This window comes from Kribbella swartbergensis, from assembly GCF_054784135.1.
The window spans coordinates 58,899-82,521 of record NZ_BAAGPM010000043.1; the positions used below are offsets into that span (position 1 = coordinate 58,899).

Here is a 23,623-nt window from a genome sequence, read left to right on the forward strand (position 1 = left end):
GTTGTCACTCCTGAGGAAAGTCGGTGGAGTGGGCGACCACTTTGCTCGCCTCGATGTCCGCCTGAAGGGCCGCGAGCTTCCCCTGGGCGTACGAGTAGGAGTCGGAGCCGAGAAGGGTCCGCAGGCGGGTCTCGCCGGTGACCGCGAGGGAGATGATGACGGCCGCAGCCTTGGCCGGGTCACCGAGCTGGCTCCCCTGCAGGTTCAGGTGGTCCTGCGTCATGTCCCGAATGGACTCGTACCCCTGCACTGTGGTGGTGGGAAGCGCCAGAGAGTCGGTGGTCAGGAAGTCGGTGCGCAGGTAGCCGGGCTCGACGATCGAGACCTTGACACCGAAATCGGCGACCTCGGCAGCCAGCGACTCGGTGAGTCCCTCGAGCGCGAACTTGCCGGCGCAGTACAGGGCCCAGCCCGGGACGGCGGTCAGTCCGAGGATCGAGGAGACGTTGATGATGTGTCCGCTGCGGCGGGTGCGGAAGTGGGGAAGTGCGGCGCGGAGGACGTTCCAGGTGCCGTGGATCTGGACATCGAACATGTCCCGCGCCTCGGCATCGGTCGTCTCCTCGACCGATGCGAGGAAGCCGTAACCGGCATTGTTCACCACCACGTCCAGGCCGCCGAAGCGGTCCTGGGTAGCCTGGACGGCCTGCGCGACCGCGTCCTGATCCCGCAGGTCCACGTCCAGCGCCAGCAGTCGGGTGGTGTCGACGCCGGCGAGGGCCGTGGTCAGCCGCTCGGTCGAGCGCGTCGTGGCGGCGACGTTGTCACCGCGCTCCAGCAACTGCCGCACAAGTTCGAGGCCGAGGCCGCGGGAGGTGCCGGTGACGAGCCAGGTCGCCGGTCCGGTAGTCGGGTAGGTCATACGAGGATCTCCTCGATTCTCGATTGTTGGATTCATGTCGGTCCGGTCTGGCCGACACTTCGAGTCTCGCCCGTCGATCGGGCTGTTCGAGCGCGTTAGTCGGCCCAGATCGACCTGGGACGCCCGTGACGAGGACTGCCAGTCCCACCCGGCTGAGCCGCTGCCCGCGGGCAGCGGCTCGCCGCTCTCGAGTCCAGGAGGCTAGCTTGCTAGCATCCGGCGCGTGGGCGCCGTCCGTCCTTACATGGCGTGGGGCGTGGTCTCACTCGACGCGGTCAGAGGCCTCCGGATGCGGCGCAGCGGCTGCAGCGTGGGCGCCCGTGAGTACCCAGCTGGCCAGCAAGTTCAAGGCGTCGCCAGACTTCGTGCCGGGCTCGGCGGTGTACACGAACAGCGTCTGGTCGGGATCGCCCGGCATCAGGAACGTCTCGTAGTTGACCGCCAGCTCACCAACCATCGGATGGCGGAGCTGTTTGACGCCGAAGGTGCGCTGGTAGACACCATGCGCCTCCCACCATCGCCGGAACTCGCCGCTCTGCGCGGACAAGGTAGCCACTAGATCCTCGGCGAGCGGGTCACCGGGATTGTTGCCGACGTCCAGCCGAAGGCTCTCGACCACGGCTCGCGCCTGAACTTCCCAGTCGACCATCAGGTCCCTGGCAGCTGGGTCCAGGAATACCCACCGCGCATAGTTTCGCTCCCGTGGCCGCATTGCCTCGAAGTCGGTCAAAAGTGCCCGCGCCAAGGAATTGCCGGCCAAGACGTCGGTTCGACGGCCCAAGATGACCGCGGCCTGTCCGCTCAAGGACTCCAGGAACTGGTAGATACCGGGCCGTACCCGTTGCACCGCCGGTGACCGCCGCACTGCCGTGGTGGCCTGGGTTCCGAGGAGATTGTGCAGATGAGTCCGGCCTGCCGCATCGAGCTCGAGAGCGACTGCGATCGCGTCGACGACACTCCGACTCGGCGTGATCCGCCGGCCCTGTTCGAGGCGAGCGTAGTAGTCGGCGGACACACCAGCAAGGAACGCCACCTCCTCACGACGTAGTCCGGGCACGCGGCGCACCCGGCCATCGGCGGGTAGACCCGCGCGGGAAGGGTCGACCCGCCCGCGGGCGCGCCGTAAGAAGTCAGCCAGTTCGCGGTTCAGCTCAGCCACATCCTCCATGGTCGCAGAGTCGCGGCCCGGCCCGCGTGGTCCGATCCGACCTCGGACTCACAGTCCTATGCTTGCTCCCGTCCGACCGCTGCTCTACAGGAGCCCTGGCGCAGCACGCGATCGCGCCGGGACACGGGGAATCAAGCCCCGTGGTCACTTTCATTCATGAGCACCCGAGCCGGGGTCTTCGTCGGCGACGGATCGGATGGTTGCGCCAGGCGCTGCGAACCATATTCTCGCTCCAGGGCCTCGCCGATCTGTCGGCGTGAGGTCACCCCCAGTCGTCCGAAGATGCTCCGCAGGTGGGTGTCCACGGTTCTTGGACTGACGGTCAGGATCCCCGCGATCTCCCTGGTCGTGATTCCCTTGGCCGCCAACCGCGCAACAGCCAACTGTTGCGCGGTCAGAGGCCGCGTCTCGGCCGAGCGAGTTTCCTCTCCCAGTGCACGCAACTCGCGGGCGGCTCGCTGCGCAAACGCCTCCGCGGCCAGCGCTGAGAATGTCTCGTACGCTTCGCGCAGCACCGCCCTGGATTCCGTCGGACGACGGCGGCGTCGCAGCCATTCGCCGTACAGCAACTGCGATCGCGCCCGCTGCACAGCACTACGCGAGTACCCCAGCACCTCGATCGAACCGAGGTACAGACTCTCCACCTCGGCGTCGTCCTCCAGCAAAGCGCGGCATCGAAGATCCATGCCCGAGGCCCAGGGCGTTGCCGCTGCTGTCGCGTACTCTCGCACCAGTTGTGCGTGGTCCCGAGCGTGCGAGCCGTCCCCGACACGAACAGCCGCCTCGACCTGTTCAGGTGGGATCGACGCGTGGAATCCGATCTCGACCTCACGGGCCGGCAACGGGCTGATCGCCCGGTCGTATCGGCACAACCCGTTGAACAGAACCATCTGAGCGTACGACGCACTCGACAGGATGCGTCGTCCGCCATGACGGCTCGCTTGTTCCTGGGCAAGTCGAGACAGGCGCTGCACCTCGCCCAACTTGCCGCGCCAGGCAGCCAACGGCAGATCCACCACGTAGTTGCTGCCGGCTCCGGTCAGCTCCCTCGCCTCAGCCGCCAACTTGGTCAGACGGATCGCATCGTCGATCTCTCCCGCGTGCAGATGCAGTGTCGCCCGGCAGTTCAAGGCAATCGGAATATCGCCCATACGACCCTGCCGCGTCGCCGCGTCCAAGTAGGTCTGCGTCAATCGAACGGCGGCGTCGTCGTCCCAGGCCAAACTGGTCATCAGCCACAGCCAGAACGGTTCTACGTCTGCAAGCCCGTCCCGGCTCCGCCCAAGGAGGTGATCGACGGCTCGACGGGCCGCTGGAACGGCATCCGCCGGCGTTCGGGCGAGGCTGAGCGCCAAGGCGTCCAGGACGATCGCGCAGGTGCCCGCCGAGTCCACGGGTTCACGCGTGAGTGCAAGCACTCTCCTGGCCAGCTCCGGCGCGGACGGGCTGCGAACGGTCGGGCCGGCGATCATCGTGGCGGCCAGGGTGCGGAGCATCGTCTCGGAACTCGACTGCGGATCGAACTCCCACAGCGCCGACGCAGCGTTGAAGAGCGACTCGGCTTCCGCGCGTCCGTAGCGCCGCTCGAAGTCGGTCCTGGCCTCCAGCACACGAATCTCTGCCAGTCGCCGAGGGTCAGCCGTGTAGATTCTGGCCGCCGCGGCCAACGCTCGGGCTCCTTCGAGGTCGCCCGCGTCTCGTCGCGCCTCCGCCGCTCGATGCTGTAATCGAGCAACCAGGTCTGGATCACTCGACAATGAAGCGGCACGGGACAAGAAGGAGGCTGCCGCAGCCGGGCCACCTCTCACTCTGGCATCGTCTGCCAGTTCGGCGAGGTCTCGGACCAGGTCGGCGTCGGGTCGGCGCGCCGCCTGACTCCGATGCCATACTTCGCGCACGGGATCATGCCGGCGGTCGGTGACGGCGGCCAGCGCCGCGTGCACGGCTCGCCGGGTGTCACTGTCGGCCCTCAAGTAGACGACAGATCTGATGGTGGGATGAGCGAAGCACAACCGCGGCGACAGCTCGAGCAAGCCGTCGTCAACGGCGGGCTGAATCAGCTCGGCGCCAAGACCGAGTACGCCGCACGCCCGCCGGAACAGGTCGACGCTTCCCGTCGGGTCGGCGGCGGCGAGGAGCACGAGCTTCTGGGTCTCCCGCGGCAGGGCCTGGACCCGCTCCCAGTACATGTCCATCAACGCGGTGGGGCCGAGCGGTGAGACCCCGAAGCCACCTGCCAGCGCCGCTGGAGGCTTGGTCGTCAGCAACTGCAGTACGAGGGGATTGCCCCTGGCTTCGGCCACGATCTGGTCCGCGACCACCGGATCCAGGGGACCTACCATGCCGCGGTCGAGTATCCGACGGGCAGTGGCTGTCCCCAAGGGTGTCAGGTCGAGTCGCCGAGCCCCGCTGAACCAGGCCTCGATCCTCGGATCCGGGCGGGTAGCGAGCACGAGGAGGCATGCGGCACTGTCGAGCCGTCGAGACGCCACCGCCAACGCCCGCGCGGACTCCTCATCCAGCCACTGCGCGTCATCGACCAGACATACGGCAGGTGCAGTCGCGGCCAGGATGCTCGCGGTCGCCAGGCCGACGAGGAACCGGTCGTTGGTCGTGCCGTCGGCATACCCGAAGGCTGTTTCGAGAGCACGGCGCTGCGGCTGTGGCAACTTGTCGAACTCCCGCGCGTGGGGAGCCAGAAACTCGTGCAAACCCGCATAAGGCATGGACGACTCGAACTCGACGGGTGTCAGAGACAAAGTGGTCCGATGACCCGCCAGCGACAGCACGTCACGCAGGAAGGTCGTCTTCCCCAGGCCCTCGTCGCCGACGATGAGTAGCGTGGACGTCGAATCGTCACCTGCCAGAGCCGCGCGTGCCGCGTCAAGCTCTGCGTCCCTCCCCAAGCTCTGGAATCCGGTGGTTCTCACCGTTGCGGATCCCTCCGTTCCTCTCCCCGCGGCAGTGTCCCGCTACTCACGCGTGGGGGCGAGATCCGTCGAACGTTGAGCCAGACCTGGAGTCAACCGGGCGCTCCCCCGCCCTTCCATTTGCCTTTGTCAACGGTCCGGTGCGCCCGCTCTTGAACCAAACGCACGACGCTGAGGCAGTCATCACTCCCCCAGCCGTCAGCGCATGTCTCGTCCAGCTCTGCCAGTGATCCTACCGCGAGACTCATCGGGATCCGCAGAGCTGTGCCGCGATCAAGGACCACCTCGATGTCATGTCGCATCTGCTGGGCTGAGTAGCTCGGGCCATAGTCCTGTGCGACCAATGCCTGACTCTTGCATGCCAGGAAAGTGCTGGCGATCGGGGAAGAGTCGAGTGCTTGGCAGAGCGTCTCGCGGGAAACCCCGGAGGCTTCTGCCACCACGACAACTTCGGACAACAGGCACGTGGCTCCAGCCATCATCAGGTTCAGCGCCAGTTTGACCACCCGAGCCTCATCGTGCTCGCCGACGACGTGACGGGTGTCGGCAACCGCGCCCAGAAGGGGGTCGGCGAGTTCCACCGCGTGCGTGGACCCTGACACGAAGAGTTCGCCCAAGCCGGCCTCGACGTCGTCGGCGGTCCCGCCCACCGCACATCTCAGGTAGTGCACACGGTGGCTGGCTGCGACGCGCGCCAGATAGCGGGACAGCTCGACATCGACCGTGGAGAGATCAACCAAGGCCGTACCGACCGGGACGGCTGCAAGTACACCTCGATCGACCAAGACGTCAACCAGAGCTTGTCCACCTGTCATCGCGGTCACGACCACGTCGGCCCCGGTGACCGCAGCCCGAGGATCCGAGGCGACGGTGACGCCTGGCCCCTCCAGGCTCTCGGTCCGCCCAGGCGTGCGATTCCACACCGTCATCTGCCAGCCGTCAGCGACGCACCTGCGAGTGACCGCAGACCCCAGCCGTCCAGCACCAAGAAGTGTCGCCCTGGGCACGCCGTTTCTCACATCCTCGGCTCGGCCACCGTCAAGATTGTCCGACATCATGGTGGAAACCGTCGTGACCTGTCAGAGCTTGAGTGCCGCAGAGGCCTGCAGGAATGCTTCGGCCGCCGGCTCGAGTGGCCGGTGAGCTGCCACGACCAGTCCGACCCGCCGGTACGTCCGGGGAACCAACGCAATCTCGGCCGAGCCGGGCGTGGGTGCGTCGTGGCTGCCGGGCAGTACAGCAACCCCCATGCCGGCTGCAACCAACCCACGCAGCACCGCAATTTCAGCGGTCACGAAGGTGTAGCGCGGCCGGACCCTTGCTCGCAGCAAAAGTTCATCGACCGAGCGGCGTAGAGCCGTACCGTTCACCAAGCCGACCATGGTGACGTCCCTGCACTCGTGCACCCGGACGCTGTCTCGCTTGGCCCACCGGTGAGCTTCAGGAACAACCAGGACGAGAGGCTCCCGGAGGAGAGGGTACTCAACGAAGACCGTATCGGGCTGGTCCACCGTCGTCAGAGCTATGTCGATGTCCCCACGACGCAGCCGCTGCGTCAGTTCCTCGTGATTCGCCTCATGCAGGACGAAGCGGACCCGGGGAAAGGCGTCGGAGAAGCGCCGGAGCAGGTACGGCGCTTTCGACGTCGCCAACGATCGCAAGTAGCCGAAGCGGACCTGACCATCGTGGGGGCGGCTGCGGACTTGAGCGCGTGCGACACCGAGCCGCAGCAGTGACTGGCCGAACTCCACTGCTTCTGCCATGGTGTGGCCGGCGGCGGTCAGTTGGATCTGTCCGTGGACACGCCTCGTCAGGTCGACCCCCACTCTGGCGTTCAGGCTCTGCAGCCAACGGCTGGCTGTGGACTGAGCAATGCCCAGCGATGCCGCGGCTGCGCTCAGGTGGCCGTACTGTGCCAAAGCACTCAATAGGGCAAGTCTTGGCGCAAGGAACGTCGACGCCACCCCTAGTGAGGCACCCTCGACGGAGGCGGCGTCCTCGGTCGGCGCGAGACCGGCGGCCGCGCCTGCCGGTGGATCGAGTGCTGGTAGGTCCTCACTCTCGTGGTCCGCGCTCGCGGATACTCGCTCGATCGTCACAGATCTGCCCTCGCCCCAGCGATGTGCTCTCCCAGCCAGTTGTAGAAGGAAGCAGCGGCCGGCGGTGTGGGCCTGGCCTGGGAGACCAGCAGGCCGATGCGCCGGTATGTGCGCGGGGTGATGACGACTTCACGAGAGGACCGCACGGGTGCCACGTGGCGGCGTGGCAGCACCGCGGGTCCCAGGCCGGCGGAGGCAAGGCCGCGCACGGTCTCGAGCTCGTCACATTCCAAGCGGTAGTACGGCGTCATGTCGGATGCAGCGAAGAGCTGATCCACAGCTGTCCGCAAGGCGATGCCCTGCTTCAGTCCCACCAGCGGTTCGTCACGCAGGTCGGAAAGGCTGGCGTGTTCGCGTTGGGCAAGTCGGTGGTCGTCCGAGACCACGACGACGAACGGCTCCTGCGCAAGTTCCCGAGAGGACACGACATCGTCGTCCGTGTCACGCAGGACGCCGAGCGCCACATCGATGGACCCGTCGCGTAGACGCGCCAGAAGCCCCTCGTGTCCGGCCTGCACGAGAGTGAAGCCGACCCATGGAAACTCGCGACGGTACGAGTTGAGCAATCGCGGTGCCCACGTTGTTCCCAGGCTACGCAAGAACCCGAAGACCACATGGCCGCGGCCAGGAGCGCCGGCCTCCATGGCTCGGGCAACACCGATAGTGAGCGCGGCATGCATGTCCCCCGCGGCTCTGGCCAGTTCATGGCCGGCCGCCGTCAATTCGACCCGGTGGCCGACCCGGACGGTCAGTTGCACACCGATGGCTTCATTGAGCGAGTACGCCCATCGTGTCGCTGTCGCCCGCGGAATCCCCAACGAATCCGCAGCCGCGGCAAGGTGCTTCGCTTTGATCATGGCGTGGAGCATCGCGAGCTTCGGTGTCAGGGAACTGGCGACGCTGGCCGACGGTGCGAGCATGGGCACACGCTATGGCGGAAGCTCGCGCCCCCACATCGGCAATTTATACCTAGACGCCCACCCGTCACCGATAGGCGGCACGCCAGGGGAACTCTCCGACCCGGCGCTGTCGCCCGAGCACGCCCGCTGACGCCCGCAAGCTTGGACATGAACTTCAGGCTGCGACTTCGGAGTTGGTGCGGGTCATCGATCAACTGCGCTTTTCCTGAACTACCGAACTCAGTCGTCGGCCGGTCGTAGCGTGAACCGCCTGAAACCAATGTGTCTGGTGACCCATGCCTTCCACGCCGATCGGAATGACGCCGAGTCAGACCGATTGGACGCGGGTATGCCCGTTCGAAGTTCACATACCGTGGGGGCAAGGATTTCCGGCGACGAACTGCGGACGCGGTGGTTCGTCATGGTCCGCGCCGCGCTCGTCCTGTGGTCGCTGCATCTCTTTGGACGCAGGCGGATCAGGGTGAGCTGCAACTACCGATGCAACTACGACTACGGGCTGACTACTTCCATGCGATGGGCGCAGGTCGCCTTGGCGATTTATGCGGAGCGGCGCCTATTCCCTTGTCTACAAGGAGTTCTCGCCGTCCTGGTTGATGCGGGTTGGACCCACTTCAAGACGGTTGTTACGGGTGGTTCGCTGCCAAAATCCTCCCACGGCGGTAGGCGGTCCGGTGGCCTGTCGACTCCCCGCTTCCCGCTGCACGTTGTGGCTCGGGCCATGGTCTGGATGGGCGTTTAGTCTGGGGCTGTGCGAGTTCCCGGTGTTGGTGTTGACCTTCTGCGGCCTGATGTCGATGAGTTACGGCTTGCGGCATGGAGCGACGTGGTGCGTACGGTAGGTGCGATGGAACGCGGAGAATATGCTCCCGCACCTGCTCAGTCCTGTGAGCGTCTCCGCGAGCAGCTCTCCGACCCGAGGACGACTCGGTGGGCCGGCTATCTCGACGGGACGGTGGTCGGTGCCGCGGAGGTCCGTCCCGCCGGCGAGCCGGATACGGCTTTCACGCGGATCTACGTCCTCCCCGACATGCGTGGTCACGGCGTCGGTCGGTCGCTTCTCACTGAAGTGGTCCGTGACCAGCGGGCTGCGGGTATGCAGATTCTCGCCACCACGGTCCTCGCGGATACACCCGGCGCGAGATATGCCCTCCATCTGGGCGCCACGGTCGGTGACGAACTGGTCATCAATGTGCTCGACTGCGCGAACCTCGACCGGGCCGCCCTCGAGCGGAGCGTCACCGCTGATCATGACGGTTACCACTTGGTCCACTGGTCTGGCCGCACACCGGACATCCTGGTCGACTCCTATGCCTTGGCAAAGCGCGCGATCGCCGACGCGCCCAACATCCATCCGCCGCCGGGCGCCGTCGTGGTGTGGGACCGCGACCTCGTACGCCAGAGTGAGCGTGAACGTGCCGGCCGCGGTGTCGAACTGTGGGTCACCGCCGCCGTTGTCGCCGGCACGTCCACGGTGGCGGCATTCACCGCGGTGGAGGTTGGCCGCTCGAGCGTCGACGCGGGCCAGGAGGACACGGTCGTTGTAGGTGAGCACCGGCGACGCGGACTGGCGACCTGGGTGAAGGCCGCTATGGCCCTCCGGCTCGCGGACGAGTTGCCGAACCTGCGTCGCCTGTCCAGCACCACCGCGGTCGCCAACACCGGTATGCGAGCCGTCAACGCACGCACAGGGTTCCGCGAGCTGACCCGACGACTCCTCGTCACAACCGAGATCGCCGGTCTGTCGGAGCGGCTCCACCTCTGACTGGCCAGGCGCTGGGGGCGGAGGCGAACCTGCGGCTTCTGGGAGCCGTTCGGCGCAGCGTGCTTAGGGTACGGGCCGGAACCGCAGCGAATGTCAGCGCTGACCACTCAACTTGACGGTTACGTTTCAAGTGCCCGGGCAGTCTTCCCGCATCGTCCCGATAGCTGCCGACCTTAGGTTCGGTGCGGTGCGGAGTGGCGGGCAGGCGTCCCGCCCTGTGGAGGCGGCGTGCTTTCGGGCCCTGGAGGGCCCGTCTTGAAGACGTAGAGAAACTTGAAGACGTAGAGAAACTTGTCAGGTCCAGGGTGAGCACGCAGAAGTCCTCCGTCAGGTGATGTGCGACTGTCGTCCGCCAGGTGATCTGCGACAGTGCGAAGGCGCGGATCGCGGCAGTTGCCGATGTACTACGGCCAAGATGGGTTCATGCAAGTCGCGCTGAAGCGTCCCGAACTTGACCCTGATCTGACAACGCTCCCGGCCCGGCCCATGCCTGCGGCAAGATAGGCGGCATCTACAACCCCCAACCCAATCGCGTAAGCGGCTGGGACGCCAACGCTGAAGGCGACGCCCCTGGATGGGAGAGGAGCCGAGCATGGGCGGATCGACTGGTTCGCCGATGGGCAAGACCTATCTGTCCACCGCGGTGACGGAGGATGGCACTCCCAAGGAGTTGGTGTCGAACACGCGCATCCGGCTGGAGTTCGCCGAAGTGCCCAACCCGAACGACGAGGGTCCGCGCGCGTATGACGTCCTCAGGGCGTACGCCGGGTGCAACGAGGTCGGCGTATCCGCCGCGGCCGGTGAGTTACTGGCCGACGGCAGATTGTCGATCGACCGCGGCTTCCGCACCCAGCAGGGCTGCGAACCGCCACTCCGAGCCCAGGACGAATGGCTGACCGAGTTCCTGGCCAGCAAACCCAGCTGGGCCCTGAACGGCGCCCAGCTCACCCTCACAGCAGCCGGTACGACGATCAGTCTGCTGGACCGGAAGATCGCCGAACCCGACTTCCCGCTCGACGGGCCCAGGTGGAAGGTGGACACCGTCATCATCAAGGACGGCGACCTCCGCCAGTACCACCATCGCGCCAAGGAGTCGTGGATCACCTTCGACGGCGGGCGCCTGACCGGCTGGACCGGTTGCAACGAAATCTCCGGCACCATCACCCGCAACAGCACAGAGCTGACCTTCACCGACGTCATCACTACCGACCGCGCATGCACAGGAGAATGCGCCGAGGTGGAGACCGCGATCCTGACCACCCTCAGCGCCAATGTCACCTACACCATCGACTACAACCGTCTAACCCTGCTGACCCCCACCGGGACCGGCCTCGACCTCACCGCGATCCCCTGATCCAAGGTCGAGGGAATCCTTGAGGAAACTTCCTGAATTCGGCATGCCCGCGCCTAACTGTCTGCGACAGATCCGGGTAGGTGAGGTTGCCATCCAGGGCTGGGCGCAAAGTCCCCTGGGTGGCGAGCATGCCGGTGAGCCGCTGGCAGGCGTTCCTTGTGCTGCCTACGGCGTAATGGTGAGCTCCAGCGGCGCGAGCTGCATGCTGCCGCTGTCAGTCTGCAGCTCGATGACCAGGCCCCACTGTCCCGGCGGGACGGCGTACCTCAGGTCAGGAACCATCGAGGCTGTCCCGATCAACACGGGCACGGGGCGGCTCTGGTGAGGTTCGATCCAGAACTCCACGCGCGCCGCGGTGTGCGGGCCGACGTACCGACCGACGTGTGAGTCGACGGTTCCCCGCCGACCGGACTGTTGTCGCCGGTGATGATGCCGCCACGCGAGTTGATCGAACAGGCGTGGAACGACCGAGGCAGGGCGGTGGTGTGTCACTTGACGGTGGGGAGGTCGTCGTCAGGGGTGCGTTGTTTGGTGTTGGTGTAGGCGGCCGCTTGGAGGGTGAAGAGTTCGGCGTAGTGACCTTCGGCGGCCATCAGTTCGTTGTGGCTGCCGTGCTCGGCGATCTGGCCGTCGCGCAGTACGTAGATGCGGTCCGCGGCTCGCACGGTGGAGTAGCGGTGTGAGATGAGCAGGACGGTGCGGCCGGCGTACAGGGTGCGGATGCTGGCGAACAGATCGTGTTCCGCGCGCGGATCGAGCGCGGCCGTGGGCTCGTCGAGGATGACCAGCGGTGCGTCGCGGATGAACGCTCTGGCCAGCGCGACGCGCTGCCATTGACCGATGGACAGGTCGCGCCCACCGGCGTATTCCGGGGACAGGATGGTCTCGTAGCCGTCCGGCAGACCGAGGATCGTCCGGTCGACCCCAGCCCGGCGCGCGGCCGCCCGCACAGCCGGGATGTCCTCGATGAGGTCCACCGAGCCGAACCCGATGTTTTCCCGTGCGGTGAGTGCGTAATGCAGGAAGTCCTGGAAGATGACGGCGACGTTGCGGCGCAGGTCGTCCGGGTCGACTGTGGCGGTGTCGGTGTCGTCCCAGCGGATGGTGCCGTGCTGCGGTAGATAGAGGCGGCACAGCAGCTTGGCGAGGGTGGTCTTGCCGGAGCCGTTCTCGCCGACGAGCGCAATCACCTCGCCGGCGTTGATCTGCAGCGAGACGTCGCGCAGTGCCGGGTCGGTCGCGGCGGGGTAGGTGAAAGTGACGTTGTCGACGGCAAGCCGCTGGAAGCGTGTCGGCGCGGGCCGTGACGGCCGGGCGGCGATGGCTGCGGGTCCGAAGGCGAGGAAGGAGGTGAAGTCCTCGACGAACAGGCCGGACTCGTAGATGTCGCCGACACTCATCACGGTCATCATGGTGCGTTCGGCGAGGACAAGCAGCGCGGCGCCGGCGGTCGCCGCGTCGGCCAGCGCGATCCGCCCGGACAGAGCGAGGTGCAGCAGTACGGCGATCGCCGCCGCGAGGGTGGCGGCAAGGGCGAGGTTGCCGGCGACGGCGAGCCGGAACCGCTGGCGTGCGCTGCGGCGCAGTTCGGCCATGTGTGCGTCGTACAGGTCGCCGTGGCGGCGCAGCAGATGGGCGGTGAGGCCGAACGCCCGGACCTCGGTGGCTGACGGTTTGCCCGTCAGTAGCTCGAACAGATAGTTGCGGGCGCGGGTGGCGGCGGTCATCCGGAGGTGAAACCCGAACAGCGACTGCCCGGCCTTGAGTACACCGGCGGTGAGCGGGACAGCCGCGGCGAGCACCACCGGCACCAGCCACGGCTGGATCGCCAGCAGTGCGGCGATGATGCCGGCGACGCCGGCCAGCGCGCCGACAGCGCCGATCAGGCCGTCGACGAGCTGGATGGGGCGATGCGGGCTGTTCGCGGCGCGCGCCAGGCGGTTGTGAAAGGCAGGGTTCTCGTAGGCCTGCAACTCGACGGCCGCAGACACGTCGACGATGCGTTCCTTGGCATGCCGCACAACCGTCTCGGACAGTACCTCGCGGACCTCCCGTCCCCCCGCGGCGATCAGCCCCAGCACGGAGATCAGCGCGGCAACGAGGACGACCTTCGGCAGCACGTCGACGGTTCGCGGCAGCGGTCCGTCGGTGAGCAGCAGCGCCATCAGGTTCTTGCCCAGCAGGAACACCAGCGCCAGCCCGGCACCGTTGACCAGCTTGAGCACCACGCTGATCGTCAGCTCCCGTGGCGCCGCGGACCACACCAGCCGGACCGCGTCGCGCATGATGCTGGGCAACAGGCGAACAGACTTCGGCCGGGCGCGTGCCTCGTCGTACAGATCCTCACAGCTCGGGAGCTGCGGCACAGGCGCGTCAGCGGTCATCGTCCGTACACCGTTCGAGTAGTTCCCATCCTTCCAGCATCAACCCCCGTACCCGGGTACGGGGCAACAGCGAGAACGCTGATCGCGGGGCCGGGATCGCAGAGCGACTTCCCGGGCCCGGTGGACCTTCATCGCAAGGCACTGCCCGCCCGCCATGCCGCCCACGAGAGGTTCCAGTCGCCGAATCCGTTGTCGAGTTCCATCGACCGCGTGGTCGGCGAGTTCACCACCCGGATGATGTCCCCGCGCTTGGTCTGACCGAAGTACCACTGGGCATTCGCCAAGCTCATCCCGACGCAGCCATGACTGACCCGAGCGGTGCCCTGCGACCCGACCGACCAAGGAGCGCCGTGGACGAACTCGCCGCTCCACGTCATCCGCACTGCCCACCGCACGTCCAGTCGGTAGTACTCCGGGCTTGTCCGGGGTATGCCCACCGTCGTGCCGTCCATGACTTTCAGCGGGAACTTCTCGAGCGCGACCTTCACGCCGTTGCGCGTCTCCCAGCCCTTCTTTCCCATCGTCACCGGAATGGTCCGAACCGGCTTTCCGCTCACGAAGACAGTCATCCGAAGCCGCTTCCCGTCGACGACGCTGACGACCGAACGTCCGACGCTGAAGGAGATGTCGCGCTGCTCGTCGCCGTATACGCCTTTGCCGAGGTTGATCCCCTGGAGTCCGACCTTGAGAGTGACCTTGGTTCCCGCCGGCCAGTACGCCTGCGGGCGGTACCGGACCTTCGTGTCGCTGATCCAGCGCCACGAGCCGGGCACGGCCGGCGTGGACACGACCTTCAGATTCCGTTCGGCGGCGGCGCGGTCGGTCACCCGGGCATTGAATGTGACCTGAATCGGAAGTCCGACACCCACCGTCTCCCCCGACAGTGGCACCACCGCGGTGTGGACACGTTTGCTCGGGGTGACCGTGGTGAACGTCGTACGGGCGGTCTTCTCCTCGCCGCCGTCGTCCTTGGTGGTCGCGACCACGGTGTAGCGCGTGGCGAAGTCGAGCGGCACCGTGGACGCCCAAGAGCCGTCGTCCTCGGACAGCCGTCCGGCGACTCGTTTGCCGCCGGCACCGGTCACCGTCACGGCGGTGAGCCGACCGCTCCGCGCCTTCACCTTGACGCCATCGGCCGGGGTCACCTTTGTCGCCTTGTCCTTCGGCGTGACCTCGACCAGCGCGGCCACAGGTGTCGCGGACGACGGCTGTGGTGTCGGTGAGGTCACCGCCGACGGCCCAGATTCGCCGCCGGGGCCGGAGCCCTGCTGGGCCGGCGTGTCCTGACAGCCGCTCGACACGAGCAGCAGGACCGCCGTGATGACCGCCGCAACACCGCGGGCCCGAGCAGTTCCACTCACGTCAACGACTCCCTTTTCCCTGGGATCGGTCAGTGTTCGGACACGACATGTCCAGCGTCGCACACCCGCGTATTTTGACAGTAGTGTTCAGGTTACGTCGGGAAGGTGAAGGAAACTGATGGTCGACGAACACCAGCTCGAGGTCGGCCCCGTGAGCTTCCGGTACGCCGTGGCCGGCAGTGGATCTCCGGTGCTACTACTCGCCGGCGGAGGCGGATGGCGCCTGACGTACGACGCCTTGCTCGAGCAGATCGCTGAGCGGCATACGGCGTACGTCGTCGACCCGCCAGGGCAAGGCGGAACCCGGGTCGTCGATCCGGACTTCGGATACGACGCCGATGCGATCGCCGACGCCCTGGCCGGTTTTCTCGACGCCGTCGGGATCGCCAGAACCGCCGTCCTCGGACATTCCTGGGGCGCCGGCTTCGCCCTGCGGCTGGCGGAGTTGCATCCCGATCGGGTGGAGCGGCTGGCCCTCCTGGCCCCGGGCGGACTGGACGTACCTGACATCTGGGAATTCCGCGTCCTGCGGCTGCCGGTGATCGGCGAGTTGGCCGCGCGGTTCACCACGGTCGCGGCGGTCCGGCACATGATGCGCAAGTCCTTCGTCCACGCCGACAGGCTTCCCTCCGAGCACCTGTTGCGCGCTGCCGCTGACGCGTTGCGATCCGGACCCGATGCGGCTCGGCTTCGGCGCGACATGTTGCGGGTGGAGCGCGCCGTGCGCTGGACCGACACCGAGCGGGATCTCGGCCGCGTCGCGTGTCCTGTGCTGATCCTCTGGGGCGAACAGGACCGATACTTCCCCATCCGCCTGCTCGACCGATTCACCCGCCGGCTTCCCCAGGTTGAGGTTCGCGTGGTTCCGGATGCCGGGCATGCGGTCCACGACGACGTACCTGACCAGACAGCTGCCCTCCTGAGCCAGTTTCTCGGCCGAGCGCCGGATCGCACCGGCTGACCTCTGATTGGGTCGATGGATTACGCGGCTTGGCGTCGTGCGGCGGTTCGGCTTCGGGTGAGGCGTTGGCCTCGGCGGGTCATGCCCTTGGGTTTGTAGGTGTTGAGCACCGCGACGACGAGCAGGATGGCCAGCCCGATGGAAGGGTGGGCGAGATCCGAGCCGAGATGTGCGACGTCGGCCGACGTACCGGCGCGCGCCACCGCTGTGGCAGAACTGACATCCGGCATGTGAAGGATCAACACGATCGTGGAGATCACCGTGAACAGCAACGAGACAACCACCCAATAGTGCTGAAACAGGCCCCAAGGTGTGATGAGCGACATCATCACACCGGTCACGACGGTCACCACCGCCAGCGGGACCAGGGCATACCAGCCGATGATCTCCATTGCGACCCACGCCGACCGGATCGTGAGCTCATCGGATGTCACCGCGGCCGAGACTCCGATGGCCAGATAGGCCACGACACCACCGACCCAGCCGAGCGAGCACACGATGTGAATCAGCAGCAACGAACGTCGTACCCGGGGACCACTCACGATGACACCGGATCTACCTGCGAGTGGCCGACGGTCGATATGACAGCCGGCGATCCGGAGTGACTTGGTCCGTGCCGCACTCCCCCTCCGGCCAAATGGACGCCGAGCAGAACCAGTACGGCGAGGAGGACCACCAGACCGAGTGCCTTCACCCAACGAGGCATACCGGCGTACTGCTCCCGGTCCACCGGCTCCGGACTGTCCCCTGATCGCTCTTCCGGCGCAGCCATCGCCGCCTCCCTCGTTTTTCAATACAAAGTGTCGCATACCAACATAGCGTCCATGAAGCGGCGCGTTGTAGCCTTTAGCCGTGCCGAAGTTGTGGACGGACACCATCGAGTCGCATCGCCGCGAGGTGCGCGAATCGGTGCTCGACGCCACCTGGCGGCTCGTGTCGCAGCACGGACCACTGGGCGTGACGATGTCCCAGATCGCCACCGAAGCCGGTGTCGGCCGAGCGACGCTCTACAAGTACTTCCCGGACGTGAAGTCCATCCTCGTCGCCTGGCATGAACGTCAGGTCGCCGCACACCTCGCCGAGCTCGCGGCGACACGCGACAGTGTCGGCGATGCCCGGCAGAGGCTGCGCGCCGTGCTGACTGGGTACGCGCGAATCTGTCAACAGCGGGGTCGGCACACCACCGAGGAACTCGCGGCGCTCCTGCACCAAGGTGGTCCCACCGAAGGCGACACGGCACGACTGCACGAACTCGTTCGTGGCGTCCTGGTCGAGGCTGCCGAGCAGGGCGTCGTACGACGGGACGCACCTGTCGACGACCTCGCCAGATACTGCCTGCACGCTCTGACCGCAGCCGGCGCGGCCTCGTCTCCGGAAGCACTCGAACAGCTCGTCGAGCTCGTCATGTCCGGTCTTACCCCCGACCGAACGACATGATCCATCCTTCGAGGCGACCGCCCGACGGGAAAGCCTCCCATCGAGGTTGGTTCTCCTCGGTCTCGAGTTGGCCGATCCGGGCGCGCGTCAGTGCCCAGGCGGCCGCAAGGCGCTAGACCGCGATCGCGATCAGGGCGACGGCCGGCAGGACGGATGAGGCAAGCGTTCCCCGGATGCTTCCTCCGCGAGGAAGCCAGTAGCCGAGCAGGTCCGCGACGCCCATGAACAACGAGGCGAGCAGCATGTAGATGCAGCTGACGACCACCACGGTGGTTCCGGTCGACTCGTCGCCGTACCGAACCATCCCGAGCCCGATGAGCGTGCCCACTCCGGCGAGTGCATTGCGGGCACCGACGCAGAAGCTCCACAGGTGCACGTTCCGGATGCCGTGGGGTTCGATGCCGAGGAACTTCTGGACCCAGGGGCGGTCGATCAGGAAGGCCTCCGTGGGGAACACGGCGATCAGAACCAGCGCCGCGATGCCGGCACTGAGCTGCGCAACTGCGTTCATGGCTACCTGCCCGGCACGGCTTCGATGAGCGAGATGGTCGAGACCGTGTGCAGAACTCGGGTGATGCGGAATCCGGCCCGGTCGAGCAGCATGCCGAACTCTCGCTCGGTCCGCTCGCGACCGCCGACGAAGATCATCATGTCGAGGTCGAGAGTCTTCGCGAAGTGCGGCGTGTTGCCGGGCGGCACGACACTCTCCAACAGCAACAGGGTCGAACCCCGCGGCATGTGGCGGCGTACGTTGCTCAAAATCGCGGCGGCCTGCTCGTCGTCGAAATCGTGGATCACGTGGCGCATCACGTAGAGGTCGCCATCGGACGGAGCCGTCTCGAAGAACGACCCGGATTCGATCCGACAGCGAGGGAGGACCCCTGCCTCACGGAGATGGGCCTCGGCTGCACCGACCAGAGCCTCGCGCTCCTGGAGAACACCCTTCGAGTTCGGGGACGCGCCGAGCATGAGCGCGAGAAGGCGCCCGTGCCCTCCGCCGATGTCGACGATCGTCGAGTACGGCGTGAAGTCGTACGCCGCTGCGACGGCCGGCCAGTCCAACTCGGTCACGCACGTCATGGCGTTGTTGAACGTAGCGGCGAACTCCGGATTCTCATCCAGGTAGTCCCACATCTGCTTGCCGAGAGCCAAGTCCGCAGCAGGGCTGCCGGTCTCGACGGAGTGGACCAGCCGGCCCCACGGAGCCTGATACTGCGGATCGCCGAGCATCAGAACGACGGGCAGCACCGAGCCAGGGGTTCCCGAACGCAGCCCGTTCCCCAGAGGAGTGAGTCCGAAGCGTCCGTCGGGCCCCTCGGTGAATACCCCGAACATGGCGCAGGCGCGCAGAAGCCGATAGGTGGCGTCAGGGTCCGACCCCGTTTCCGCCGCGATGTCGTCCGCGGACAAGGGACCGTCCGCCAGGACGTCCGCGATGCGGAGCCTGGCCGCCGCGTAGACGGCGTACGTCCCCACGAATCCCGAGGCGAGCTCCAGCAAGCCGACCTCCGGCGGAACCATGCGCCGCGTCAGGGTCTGCAGCGCGGTCCGGATGGTGGTGGCGGCCCGGACGACACCGACAGGAGGAACTCTGGTCATCGCACCCCCTATAATCGTCAGCAATACTGACCAATATGGTCAGGAAGGCTGACTACTGTCAAGGGGCGGTATGGACCTCGCCACGCTCATGTACATCGCGTACCGCGCGATGGACGACGAGGTGCTCCGTGCCATGCGTGAGGCCGGCTACCAGGTGACCGGCGCCCAGGCCCGGATCGCCCAGCGGATCGCAGCAGGCGGCTCTCGCCTCACTGATCTTGCCGAGCAGGCGCAGGTCACCAAGCAGACCGCGAGTCTGCTGGTCGCAGCGCTGGAAGAGGAAGGCCTGGTCGAGCGCGTTCCGGATCCGACCGACAGGCGGGCACGGCTGATCCGGTTCACACCGAAAGGACAGACCGCATCGGATCGGGCCCGCGAGGTGGTGATGGGCGTCGAGCAGACCTGGAACGAGCACCTCGGCCCGGAGTTGGCCACAGCCCTGCGCCAGGCCCTCACCAAACTGCGCGAGATCACCGATCCCTACCAGTGACCAGTCGCCCACCGACCCCTACCAGCGACTGTCGCCCACGGCGCGAGTATGCGGATCGCGTAGCCGACCACCTCGTACGCAGCCTGCCGGGGTGAGGGCGAGCTTCACATGTCGTCGTCACGGCCCGGGTGCGCAGGGCGGTGGTGCTCGGTCAGGACCGTGAGCAGGTGGGTGAGTTCCTTCTGCTGGGCGGGAGTGAGAGGGGCGAGGAGTTCGCGCTGGGCGTCAGCGACGAGCGCGTCGAGGCGCTCCAGGCGGCGGCGACCGGTCGGACTGAGGGTGATGACGTTGCGGCGGCGGTCGACGGGGTCGGGTTCACGGCGGATGCAATCCGCCGCGGCGAGCTCGTTGAGGACGGCAACCATGTCGCTGCGGTAGATGCCGGTGCGGCGGCTGAGTTCGGCCTGACTCGCGGCGCCGGCCTCGGCGAGCGCGACCAGTACGGCGAAATGCCACTTGCGAGCGCCTTCGGCGGCCAGCCGCTCGCCGACCAGCCGATCGGCGACCACCGCGACCCCGGCGAGCAGGCGGCTGGGAATGACGCGCAGCCGCGCCGGGGTCGATTCAGGGGATGAGCCCACGGGAGTCCTCTCACTCTTGCGTTAGTGCCACTAACAGTCTACCTTTGTTAGTGCCACTAACGTTTCTGCTCCGAACGAATCCCCTGGAGTGCCAAGCATGATCACGCCGTACCGCATCGACATCCCGCAGGCCGACCTCGACGACCTGACCGACCGGCTCTCCCGCACCCGCTGGCCCAACGAGGTCGCCGACGCGGGCTGGGACTACGGCTTCCCGCTGACCCGGCTGAAGGAACTCGCCGAGTACTGGCGCACCGGCTACGACTGGCGTGCGCACGAGGCGAAACTCAACGAGCTTCCGCACTTCACCACCGAGATCGACGGCCAGAGCATCCACTTCGTGCACATCCGGTCGCCGAAACCGGACGCGCTCGCGCTGATCCTCACCCACGGCTGGCCGGGGTCGTTCCTGGAGTTCCTCGACGTGATCGAGCCGCTGTCACGCGACTTCCACCTGGTGATTCCGTCCATCCCGGGATACGGGTTCTCCGGGCCGACCCACGAGCGCGGCTGGGATGCCACTCGGATCGCGCGCGCCTGGGCCGAGCTCATGCGCCGTCTCGGGTACGAACGCTACGGAGCACAGGGCGGCGACTTCGGCGCGGGCATATCGCTGGCGCTCGGCGCGGTGGCGCCGGAGCACGTCGTCGGCGTGCACGTCAACTATCTGCCGACCCGGCCGGACCCGAACGCCGACATCGAACTGTCCGAAACGGATCAAGCCCGGCTGGACAAGGTCAAGCAGCTGATGGCGAACCGTCCGCCGTACCAGGCGCTGCAGGCCCTCACTCCCCAGACCATCGGCTACGCGCTAACCGACTCGCCGGTCGGCCAGCTGGTCTGGATCGCGGAGCGCTTCGCGCACTGGACCGACCCGCGCTCGCAGATCAGCGACGATCGGATGCTCACCAACATCTCGCTGTACTGGCTGACCGCTACCGCGGCCTCCTCGGCGCGGCTGCACCACGATGCCGCACGGGGGCAGACCGTGCCGTGCCAGGTGCCGGTCGGCGTGGCGGTGTTCGCCCACGACATCACGCAGTCGGTGCGACCACTGGCCGAGCGACTGTACGACATCAGGCACTGGTCGGAATTCGACCGCGGCGGCCACTTCGCCGCAATGGAGGTCCCCGACCTCCTCGCCGAGGACGTCCGCGACTTCTTCCTCACCCAGGTCAAGCCCGACTAGCAGCAGACGTGGCGACTTGCCCGGCTGCTCTGGCGATCTCATGGGCCCGGCGAACTCCGCCGGGCCCAACCGAATCCGGTGAGTGATCCGCTCCGAGCCACGGCGTACTGCAGGCGGACGGAACCGCCGGTGTCAGTCTGTACCGACAACCGCAATTGGGTCGGAGGCTCGCCGAACTCCGCTGGTGCATCAAGAGTGGGTCTCGGGTGAGAGCGACCTTCCCGTCGACACTGGCACCCACACTGACCACCACGCGCGCGGTCGCTTCGGCATCACAGCCTCCTCCGGCTTGCTGGACGGCGGACACCAGATCTACCAGCGCCCACCGACAACCCGCGCCGGTCTTCACAACCAGCCCGCAGAAGCGTAGGCCGGTGGAGCTTCACGGGCCGGAGATGGAAACGAGGATCGCGGCTTCTACGGGGTAGGCGGTGTCTCGGCCCGTCAGGGGGAAGGGCTCCAGGAGGAGGACGCCCGGCTGGGCGATCATTCGGGGGCTGGTACCGCGGTGCGGCCACGAGGCGGCGTGGACCAGGAACGGGTGGCACAAGTACACATCACCTGCGGCGCCCGTGGCCTCGACGACAGGGCGGTCCGCGCTTGCCTCGACGATCGGCGGACCCGACTCGGCCGGAGTGAGTCCGCCGTCGCCTGCTGGAGCCAGGACACGCGCCGCGTCGGCGTGGGAGCCGACCCGGATTCGTGTCGGGGCGTCGTCGGGGCCTACATCGGTGAGAAGGAACAGCGAGAGCAGACCGCGATCGCGACTCCTGATGTTCGCCCGCCACTCGGTGCCGTCGAAGTAGCTCGCCTCGATGTGCCAGCCTGCGTCCCCCGGATCAGCGGGATGCGGAAAGCGAACGGGAATCGTGCCGCCCATTCCTTCGCGCTTCCACCACTTGTCCGGACCGATCAGCTGGTCGTACGCCTCCCACAGCACGCCGGCCGTGCCCGCCTCGGCGAACGGATGTCCCGTGTTGCCGTCCTCGGGGCAGATGATTCGCTCGACGGGCGTCTTCCAGGACCCAGGATCGGTCCTTCTGATTCCGCGCTCCTCGAGTTCCTCCCAGATCGCGTCCAGACACGCGTCGACCACCGGACGGCGTACGGCTCCGCGAACGACAACGAAACCGTCCCTCATGAACGACGCCACTTCGGCAGCTGTCAGCATGCCGAGCAGCCTTCGCCATCCATCTCTCACGGTCAATCACATTTCACCGACTCCCCTTGCGGGCTTGGCTTCGGGCCGACGATGCCGGGGTGTCAGGTGGATGAGCAATGTTCGATTGCGGGTTCCGTGCTGTTGGACCGGATGCCCGTGAGTTCTTGGCACCGTTCCACACGTGTTCAGAGTTGCTCGGTGGGACGTAACAGAATTTCGTGCACCGCGACTCCCTGAGGGCGGGTCACGAGATAGGTCACCGCATCGGCCACGTCGGTCGGACGGAGCTACTCGAAGGCTGCGCGCGGCGTGTCGGCCGCGAGTTCGGTCAGCACCATGCCAGGTTCGACAAGCCCTACTCGGACCCGCGGCAGCGCCGCATGTGTGCAGTGCAGAACGCCGAGGACGTTGACGTCGAGCATCGCCTTCCATTGGGCGATATCGGCTCCCTCGATCGGGCCTGTCACTCCGGTGCCGACGTTGTTCACCAACATGGTCCGGCCGTCTGCACCCCTCATGTCAGCGATCGATTCCTGTCCACGCCGACTGGTCGGCCGTCGGCGGAAGGTCAACACCGCCGACATTTCCGACGGCCACGAACGGCGTACTCATGACGGCCGACCAGGTGGGGTGTCCCATGCGGCGGTGAGCCGATCTGCAACCGGCGTACGGCGACGGCCGTGGTCCCCCGGCAGGGGGATCACGGCCGTGGCGGCGTCATTCGCCGTTGAGCGGCAGGACGCCTTCGTTGGTACCGAGGTGGTAGACCGGGTCCTGGTGGGTGCCTGGGAGCTTGCCGAGGGACCTGATGACGGTCGAGGTCCCGTTCGCATGGCCGACGGCGTACAGGTAGGCGCTGCCGCTGTCCTTGTCGATCCCGGTGAGCAGCGTGCCGTAGTTGCCGCAGCGCTCTGCCAGGATCACCTCGAAGCTGCTCCAGCCCGAGGCGCGGACCTTCTTCACCACGGGTGCCGACGACGCGAGCGGGATCCTGATCGTGTAGAGCGCACCGCCGCGAGTGACCGCGAGGAACGAGTCGTACGTCGCGGTCTCGGCGATCAACGCCATCGCCTTCACGGACGAGAATCCTGCGAATGCGGTCGGTTTGCCCCAGCGGGTGGTGTTCAGGTCGATCTTCCAGCGGTTGATGACTCCGTCGGACCGCAGGCCGTAGAACGTCGACCGTGGATTCGGCCCGCCGAGGTACTTCGTGTAATACGCGTTCTCGATGTAGGTGTAGTTGCCCCAGCCACCGCCGATGGGCGACTTCCTGGTGACCGGGTTCGGCCCGGAGCCGTACACGAGCGAGGCGTCGTAGAGCGTCGAGCCGACGATGACACGTCCGGCCCGGTAAGACTCCGTCG

General features: G+C 66.7%; 22 protein-coding genes. 6 read left to right on the forward strand and 16 right to left on the reverse strand.

Annotated features, from left to right (window positions below):
- Positions 1–4: 4 nt before the first annotated feature.
- The 6 genes from ACYVOK_RS34240 to ACYVOK_RS34265 all read right to left on the reverse strand — a co-directional run bounded on the left by ACYVOK_RS34240 (position 5) and on the right by ACYVOK_RS34265 (position 7,979).
- Entirely contained in the window at positions 5–862 is an 858-nt protein-coding gene (locus ACYVOK_RS34240; RefSeq protein ID WP_460666758.1) for an SDR family NAD(P)-dependent oxidoreductase, read from the reverse strand.
- A 262-nt stretch (positions 863–1,124) separates the two neighbouring features.
- A complete protein-coding gene (locus ACYVOK_RS34245; protein ID WP_460666759.1) occupies positions 1,125–2,030 on the reverse strand; it encodes a helix-turn-helix transcriptional regulator in 906 nt (301 codons plus the stop codon).
- Positions 2,031–2,161: 131 nt separating this feature from the next.
- The gene (locus ACYVOK_RS34250) at positions 2,162–4,960 is read right to left on the reverse strand and encodes a helix-turn-helix transcriptional regulator (protein ID WP_460666760.1); all 2,799 of its coding nucleotides are present in this window, start codon (positions 4,958–4,960) and stop codon (positions 2,162–2,164) included.
- A 92-nt stretch (positions 4,961–5,052) separates the two neighbouring features.
- Complete coding sequence (locus tag ACYVOK_RS34255) at positions 5,053–6,018, reverse strand: NAD(P)-dependent oxidoreductase (RefSeq protein ID WP_460666761.1); 966 nt, start codon at positions 6,016–6,018, stop codon at positions 5,053–5,055.
- 21 nt (positions 6,019–6,039) lie between these two features.
- On the reverse strand, positions 6,040–7,059 hold the full coding sequence (locus ACYVOK_RS34260; RefSeq protein ID WP_460666762.1) for a LysR family transcriptional regulator: 1,020 nt from the start codon (positions 7,057–7,059) through the stop codon (positions 6,040–6,042).
- Positions 7,056–7,979, reverse strand: coding sequence for a LysR substrate-binding domain-containing protein (locus tag ACYVOK_RS34265; protein WP_460666763.1), 924 nt, complete (start codon positions 7,977–7,979; stop codon positions 7,056–7,058). The genes ACYVOK_RS34260 and ACYVOK_RS34265 overlap by 4 nt, the downstream gene beginning before the upstream one ends.
- An 844-nt stretch (positions 7,980–8,823) precedes the next feature.
- On the opposite strand from ACYVOK_RS34265, the gene ACYVOK_RS34270 reads away from it, so the two are divergent.
- Complete coding sequence (locus tag ACYVOK_RS34270; protein ID WP_460666764.1) at positions 8,824–9,741, forward strand: GNAT family N-acetyltransferase; 918 nt, start codon at positions 8,824–8,826, stop codon at positions 9,739–9,741.
- A gap of 592 nt (positions 9,742–10,333) precedes the next feature.
- Entirely contained in the window at positions 10,334–11,095 is a 762-nt protein-coding gene (locus ACYVOK_RS34275) for an META domain-containing protein (RefSeq protein ID WP_460666765.1), read from the forward strand.
- A 488-nt stretch (positions 11,096–11,583) separates the two neighbouring features.
- On the opposite strand, the gene ACYVOK_RS34280 is transcribed toward ACYVOK_RS34275, so the two are convergent.
- Positions 11,584–13,479: an ABC transporter ATP-binding protein gene (locus ACYVOK_RS34280; RefSeq protein WP_460666766.1), complete on the reverse strand. Its 1,896-nt coding sequence runs from the start codon at positions 13,477–13,479 to the stop codon at positions 11,584–11,586.
- Between the two features lie 128 nt (positions 13,480–13,607).
- Positions 13,608–14,840 (reverse strand): L,D-transpeptidase, encoded by a 1,233-nt coding sequence (locus ACYVOK_RS34285; protein ID WP_460666767.1) that lies wholly within the window; start codon positions 14,838–14,840, stop codon positions 13,608–13,610.
- Between the two features lie 118 nt (positions 14,841–14,958).
- Between ACYVOK_RS34285 and ACYVOK_RS34290 the strand changes: the two genes are divergently transcribed.
- Entirely contained in the window at positions 14,959–15,801 is an 843-nt protein-coding gene (locus ACYVOK_RS34290; protein WP_460666768.1) for an alpha/beta fold hydrolase, read from the forward strand.
- Between the two features lie 20 nt (positions 15,802–15,821).
- On the opposite strand, the gene ACYVOK_RS34295 is transcribed toward ACYVOK_RS34290, so the two are convergent.
- Entirely contained in the window at positions 15,822–16,268 is a 447-nt protein-coding gene (locus ACYVOK_RS34295; RefSeq protein WP_460666769.1) for a DUF2269 domain-containing protein, read from the reverse strand.
- A gap of 71 nt (positions 16,269–16,339) precedes the next feature.
- Positions 16,340–16,573 (reverse strand): hypothetical protein, encoded by a 234-nt coding sequence (locus ACYVOK_RS34300; RefSeq protein ID WP_460666770.1) that lies wholly within the window; start codon positions 16,571–16,573, stop codon positions 16,340–16,342.
- Between the two features lie 80 nt (positions 16,574–16,653).
- Between ACYVOK_RS34300 and ACYVOK_RS34305 the strand changes: the two genes are divergently transcribed.
- Positions 16,654–17,238 carry a TetR/AcrR family transcriptional regulator gene (locus ACYVOK_RS34305; protein ID WP_460666771.1) on the forward strand — a complete coding sequence of 195 codons (585 nt, stop codon included), beginning with the start codon at positions 16,654–16,656 and terminating at the stop codon, positions 17,236–17,238.
- Between the two features lie 112 nt (positions 17,239–17,350).
- On the opposite strand, the gene ACYVOK_RS34310 is transcribed toward ACYVOK_RS34305, so the two are convergent.
- Both ACYVOK_RS34310 and ACYVOK_RS34315 read right to left on the reverse strand, forming a co-directional pair.
- Entirely contained in the window at positions 17,351–17,749 is a 399-nt protein-coding gene (locus ACYVOK_RS34310) for a DUF1304 family protein (RefSeq protein WP_460666772.1), read from the reverse strand.
- Positions 17,750–17,751: 2 nt separating this feature from the next.
- Positions 17,752–18,837, reverse strand: coding sequence for a methyltransferase (locus ACYVOK_RS34315; protein ID WP_460666773.1), 1,086 nt, complete (start codon positions 18,835–18,837; stop codon positions 17,752–17,754).
- A gap of 70 nt (positions 18,838–18,907) precedes the next feature.
- Here ACYVOK_RS34315 and ACYVOK_RS34320 point away from each other — a divergent pair, with 70 nt between their 5' ends.
- Positions 18,908–19,327 (forward strand): MarR family winged helix-turn-helix transcriptional regulator, encoded by a 420-nt coding sequence (locus ACYVOK_RS34320; protein ID WP_460666774.1) that lies wholly within the window; start codon positions 18,908–18,910, stop codon positions 19,325–19,327.
- 104 nt (positions 19,328–19,431) lie between these two features.
- On the opposite strand, the gene ACYVOK_RS34325 is transcribed toward ACYVOK_RS34320, so the two are convergent.
- Complete coding sequence (locus ACYVOK_RS34325) at positions 19,432–19,908, reverse strand: MarR family winged helix-turn-helix transcriptional regulator (protein ID WP_460666775.1); 477 nt, start codon at positions 19,906–19,908, stop codon at positions 19,432–19,434.
- Positions 19,909–20,005: 97 nt separating this feature from the next.
- Here ACYVOK_RS34325 and ACYVOK_RS34330 point away from each other — a divergent pair, with 97 nt between their 5' ends.
- Positions 20,006–21,097 (forward strand): epoxide hydrolase family protein, encoded by a 1,092-nt coding sequence (locus ACYVOK_RS34330; RefSeq protein WP_460666776.1) that lies wholly within the window; start codon positions 20,006–20,008, stop codon positions 21,095–21,097.
- Between the two features lie 382 nt (positions 21,098–21,479).
- Here ACYVOK_RS34330 and ACYVOK_RS34335 read toward each other — a convergent pair whose 3' ends face one another.
- The 3 genes from ACYVOK_RS34335 to ACYVOK_RS34345 form a co-directional block, all read right to left on the reverse strand.
- Positions 21,480–22,268: a phytanoyl-CoA dioxygenase family protein gene (locus ACYVOK_RS34335; RefSeq protein ID WP_460666777.1), complete on the reverse strand. Its 789-nt coding sequence runs from the start codon at positions 22,266–22,268 to the stop codon at positions 21,480–21,482.
- Between the two features lie 278 nt (positions 22,269–22,546).
- Positions 22,547–22,777, reverse strand: a complete 231-nt coding sequence (locus ACYVOK_RS34340; protein ID WP_460666778.1) for an SDR family NAD(P)-dependent oxidoreductase — start codon at positions 22,775–22,777, stop codon at positions 22,547–22,549.
- 199 nt (positions 22,778–22,976) lie between these two features.
- On the reverse strand, positions 22,977–23,623 hold a 647-nt coding region (locus ACYVOK_RS34345; RefSeq protein ID WP_460666779.1), incomplete at its 5' end, for a hypothetical protein.

What these genes read in the sequence shown, in the direction of transcription:
- ACYVOK_RS34240 (WP_460666758.1), bottom strand. Translation starts at nt 862, where the DNA reads ATGACCTACCCGACTACCGGACCGGCGACCTGGCTCGTCACCGGCACC.
- ACYVOK_RS34245 (WP_460666759.1), bottom strand. Translation starts at nt 2,030, where the DNA reads ATGGAGGATGTGGCTGAGCTGAACCGCGAACTGGCTGACTTCTTACGG.
- ACYVOK_RS34255 (WP_460666761.1), bottom strand. Translation starts at nt 6,018, where the DNA reads ATGATGTCGGACAATCTTGACGGTGGCCGAGCCGAGGATGTGAGAAAC.
- ACYVOK_RS34265 (WP_460666763.1), bottom strand. Translation starts at nt 7,979, where the DNA reads ATGCTCGCACCGTCGGCCAGCGTCGCCAGTTCCCTGACACCGAAGCTC.
- ACYVOK_RS34270 (WP_460666764.1), top strand. Translation starts at nt 8,824, where the DNA reads ATGGAACGCGGAGAATATGCTCCCGCACCTGCTCAGTCCTGTGAGCGT.
- ACYVOK_RS34275 (WP_460666765.1), top strand. Translation starts at nt 10,334, where the DNA reads ATGGGCGGATCGACTGGTTCGCCGATGGGCAAGACCTATCTGTCCACC.
- ACYVOK_RS34280 (WP_460666766.1), bottom strand. Translation starts at nt 13,479, where the DNA reads ATGACCGCTGACGCGCCTGTGCCGCAGCTCCCGAGCTGTGAGGATCTG.
- ACYVOK_RS34290 (WP_460666768.1), top strand. Translation starts at nt 14,959, where the DNA reads ATGGTCGACGAACACCAGCTCGAGGTCGGCCCCGTGAGCTTCCGGTAC.
- ACYVOK_RS34300 (WP_460666770.1), bottom strand. Translation starts at nt 16,573, where the DNA reads ATGGCTGCGCCGGAAGAGCGATCAGGGGACAGTCCGGAGCCGGTGGAC.
- ACYVOK_RS34310 (WP_460666772.1), bottom strand. Translation starts at nt 17,749, where the DNA reads ATGAACGCAGTTGCGCAGCTCAGTGCCGGCATCGCGGCGCTGGTTCTG.
- ACYVOK_RS34315 (WP_460666773.1), bottom strand. Translation starts at nt 18,837, where the DNA reads ATGACCAGAGTTCCTCCTGTCGGTGTCGTCCGGGCCGCCACCACCATC.
- ACYVOK_RS34320 (WP_460666774.1), top strand. Translation starts at nt 18,908, where the DNA reads ATGGACCTCGCCACGCTCATGTACATCGCGTACCGCGCGATGGACGAC.
- ACYVOK_RS34330 (WP_460666776.1), top strand. Translation starts at nt 20,006, where the DNA reads ATGATCACGCCGTACCGCATCGACATCCCGCAGGCCGACCTCGACGAC.
- ACYVOK_RS34335 (WP_460666777.1), bottom strand. Translation starts at nt 22,268, where the DNA reads ATGCTGACAGCTGCCGAAGTGGCGTCGTTCATGAGGGACGGTTTCGTT.
- ACYVOK_RS34340 (WP_460666778.1), bottom strand. Translation starts at nt 22,777, where the DNA reads ATGAGGGGTGCAGACGGCCGGACCATGTTGGTGAACAACGTCGGCACC.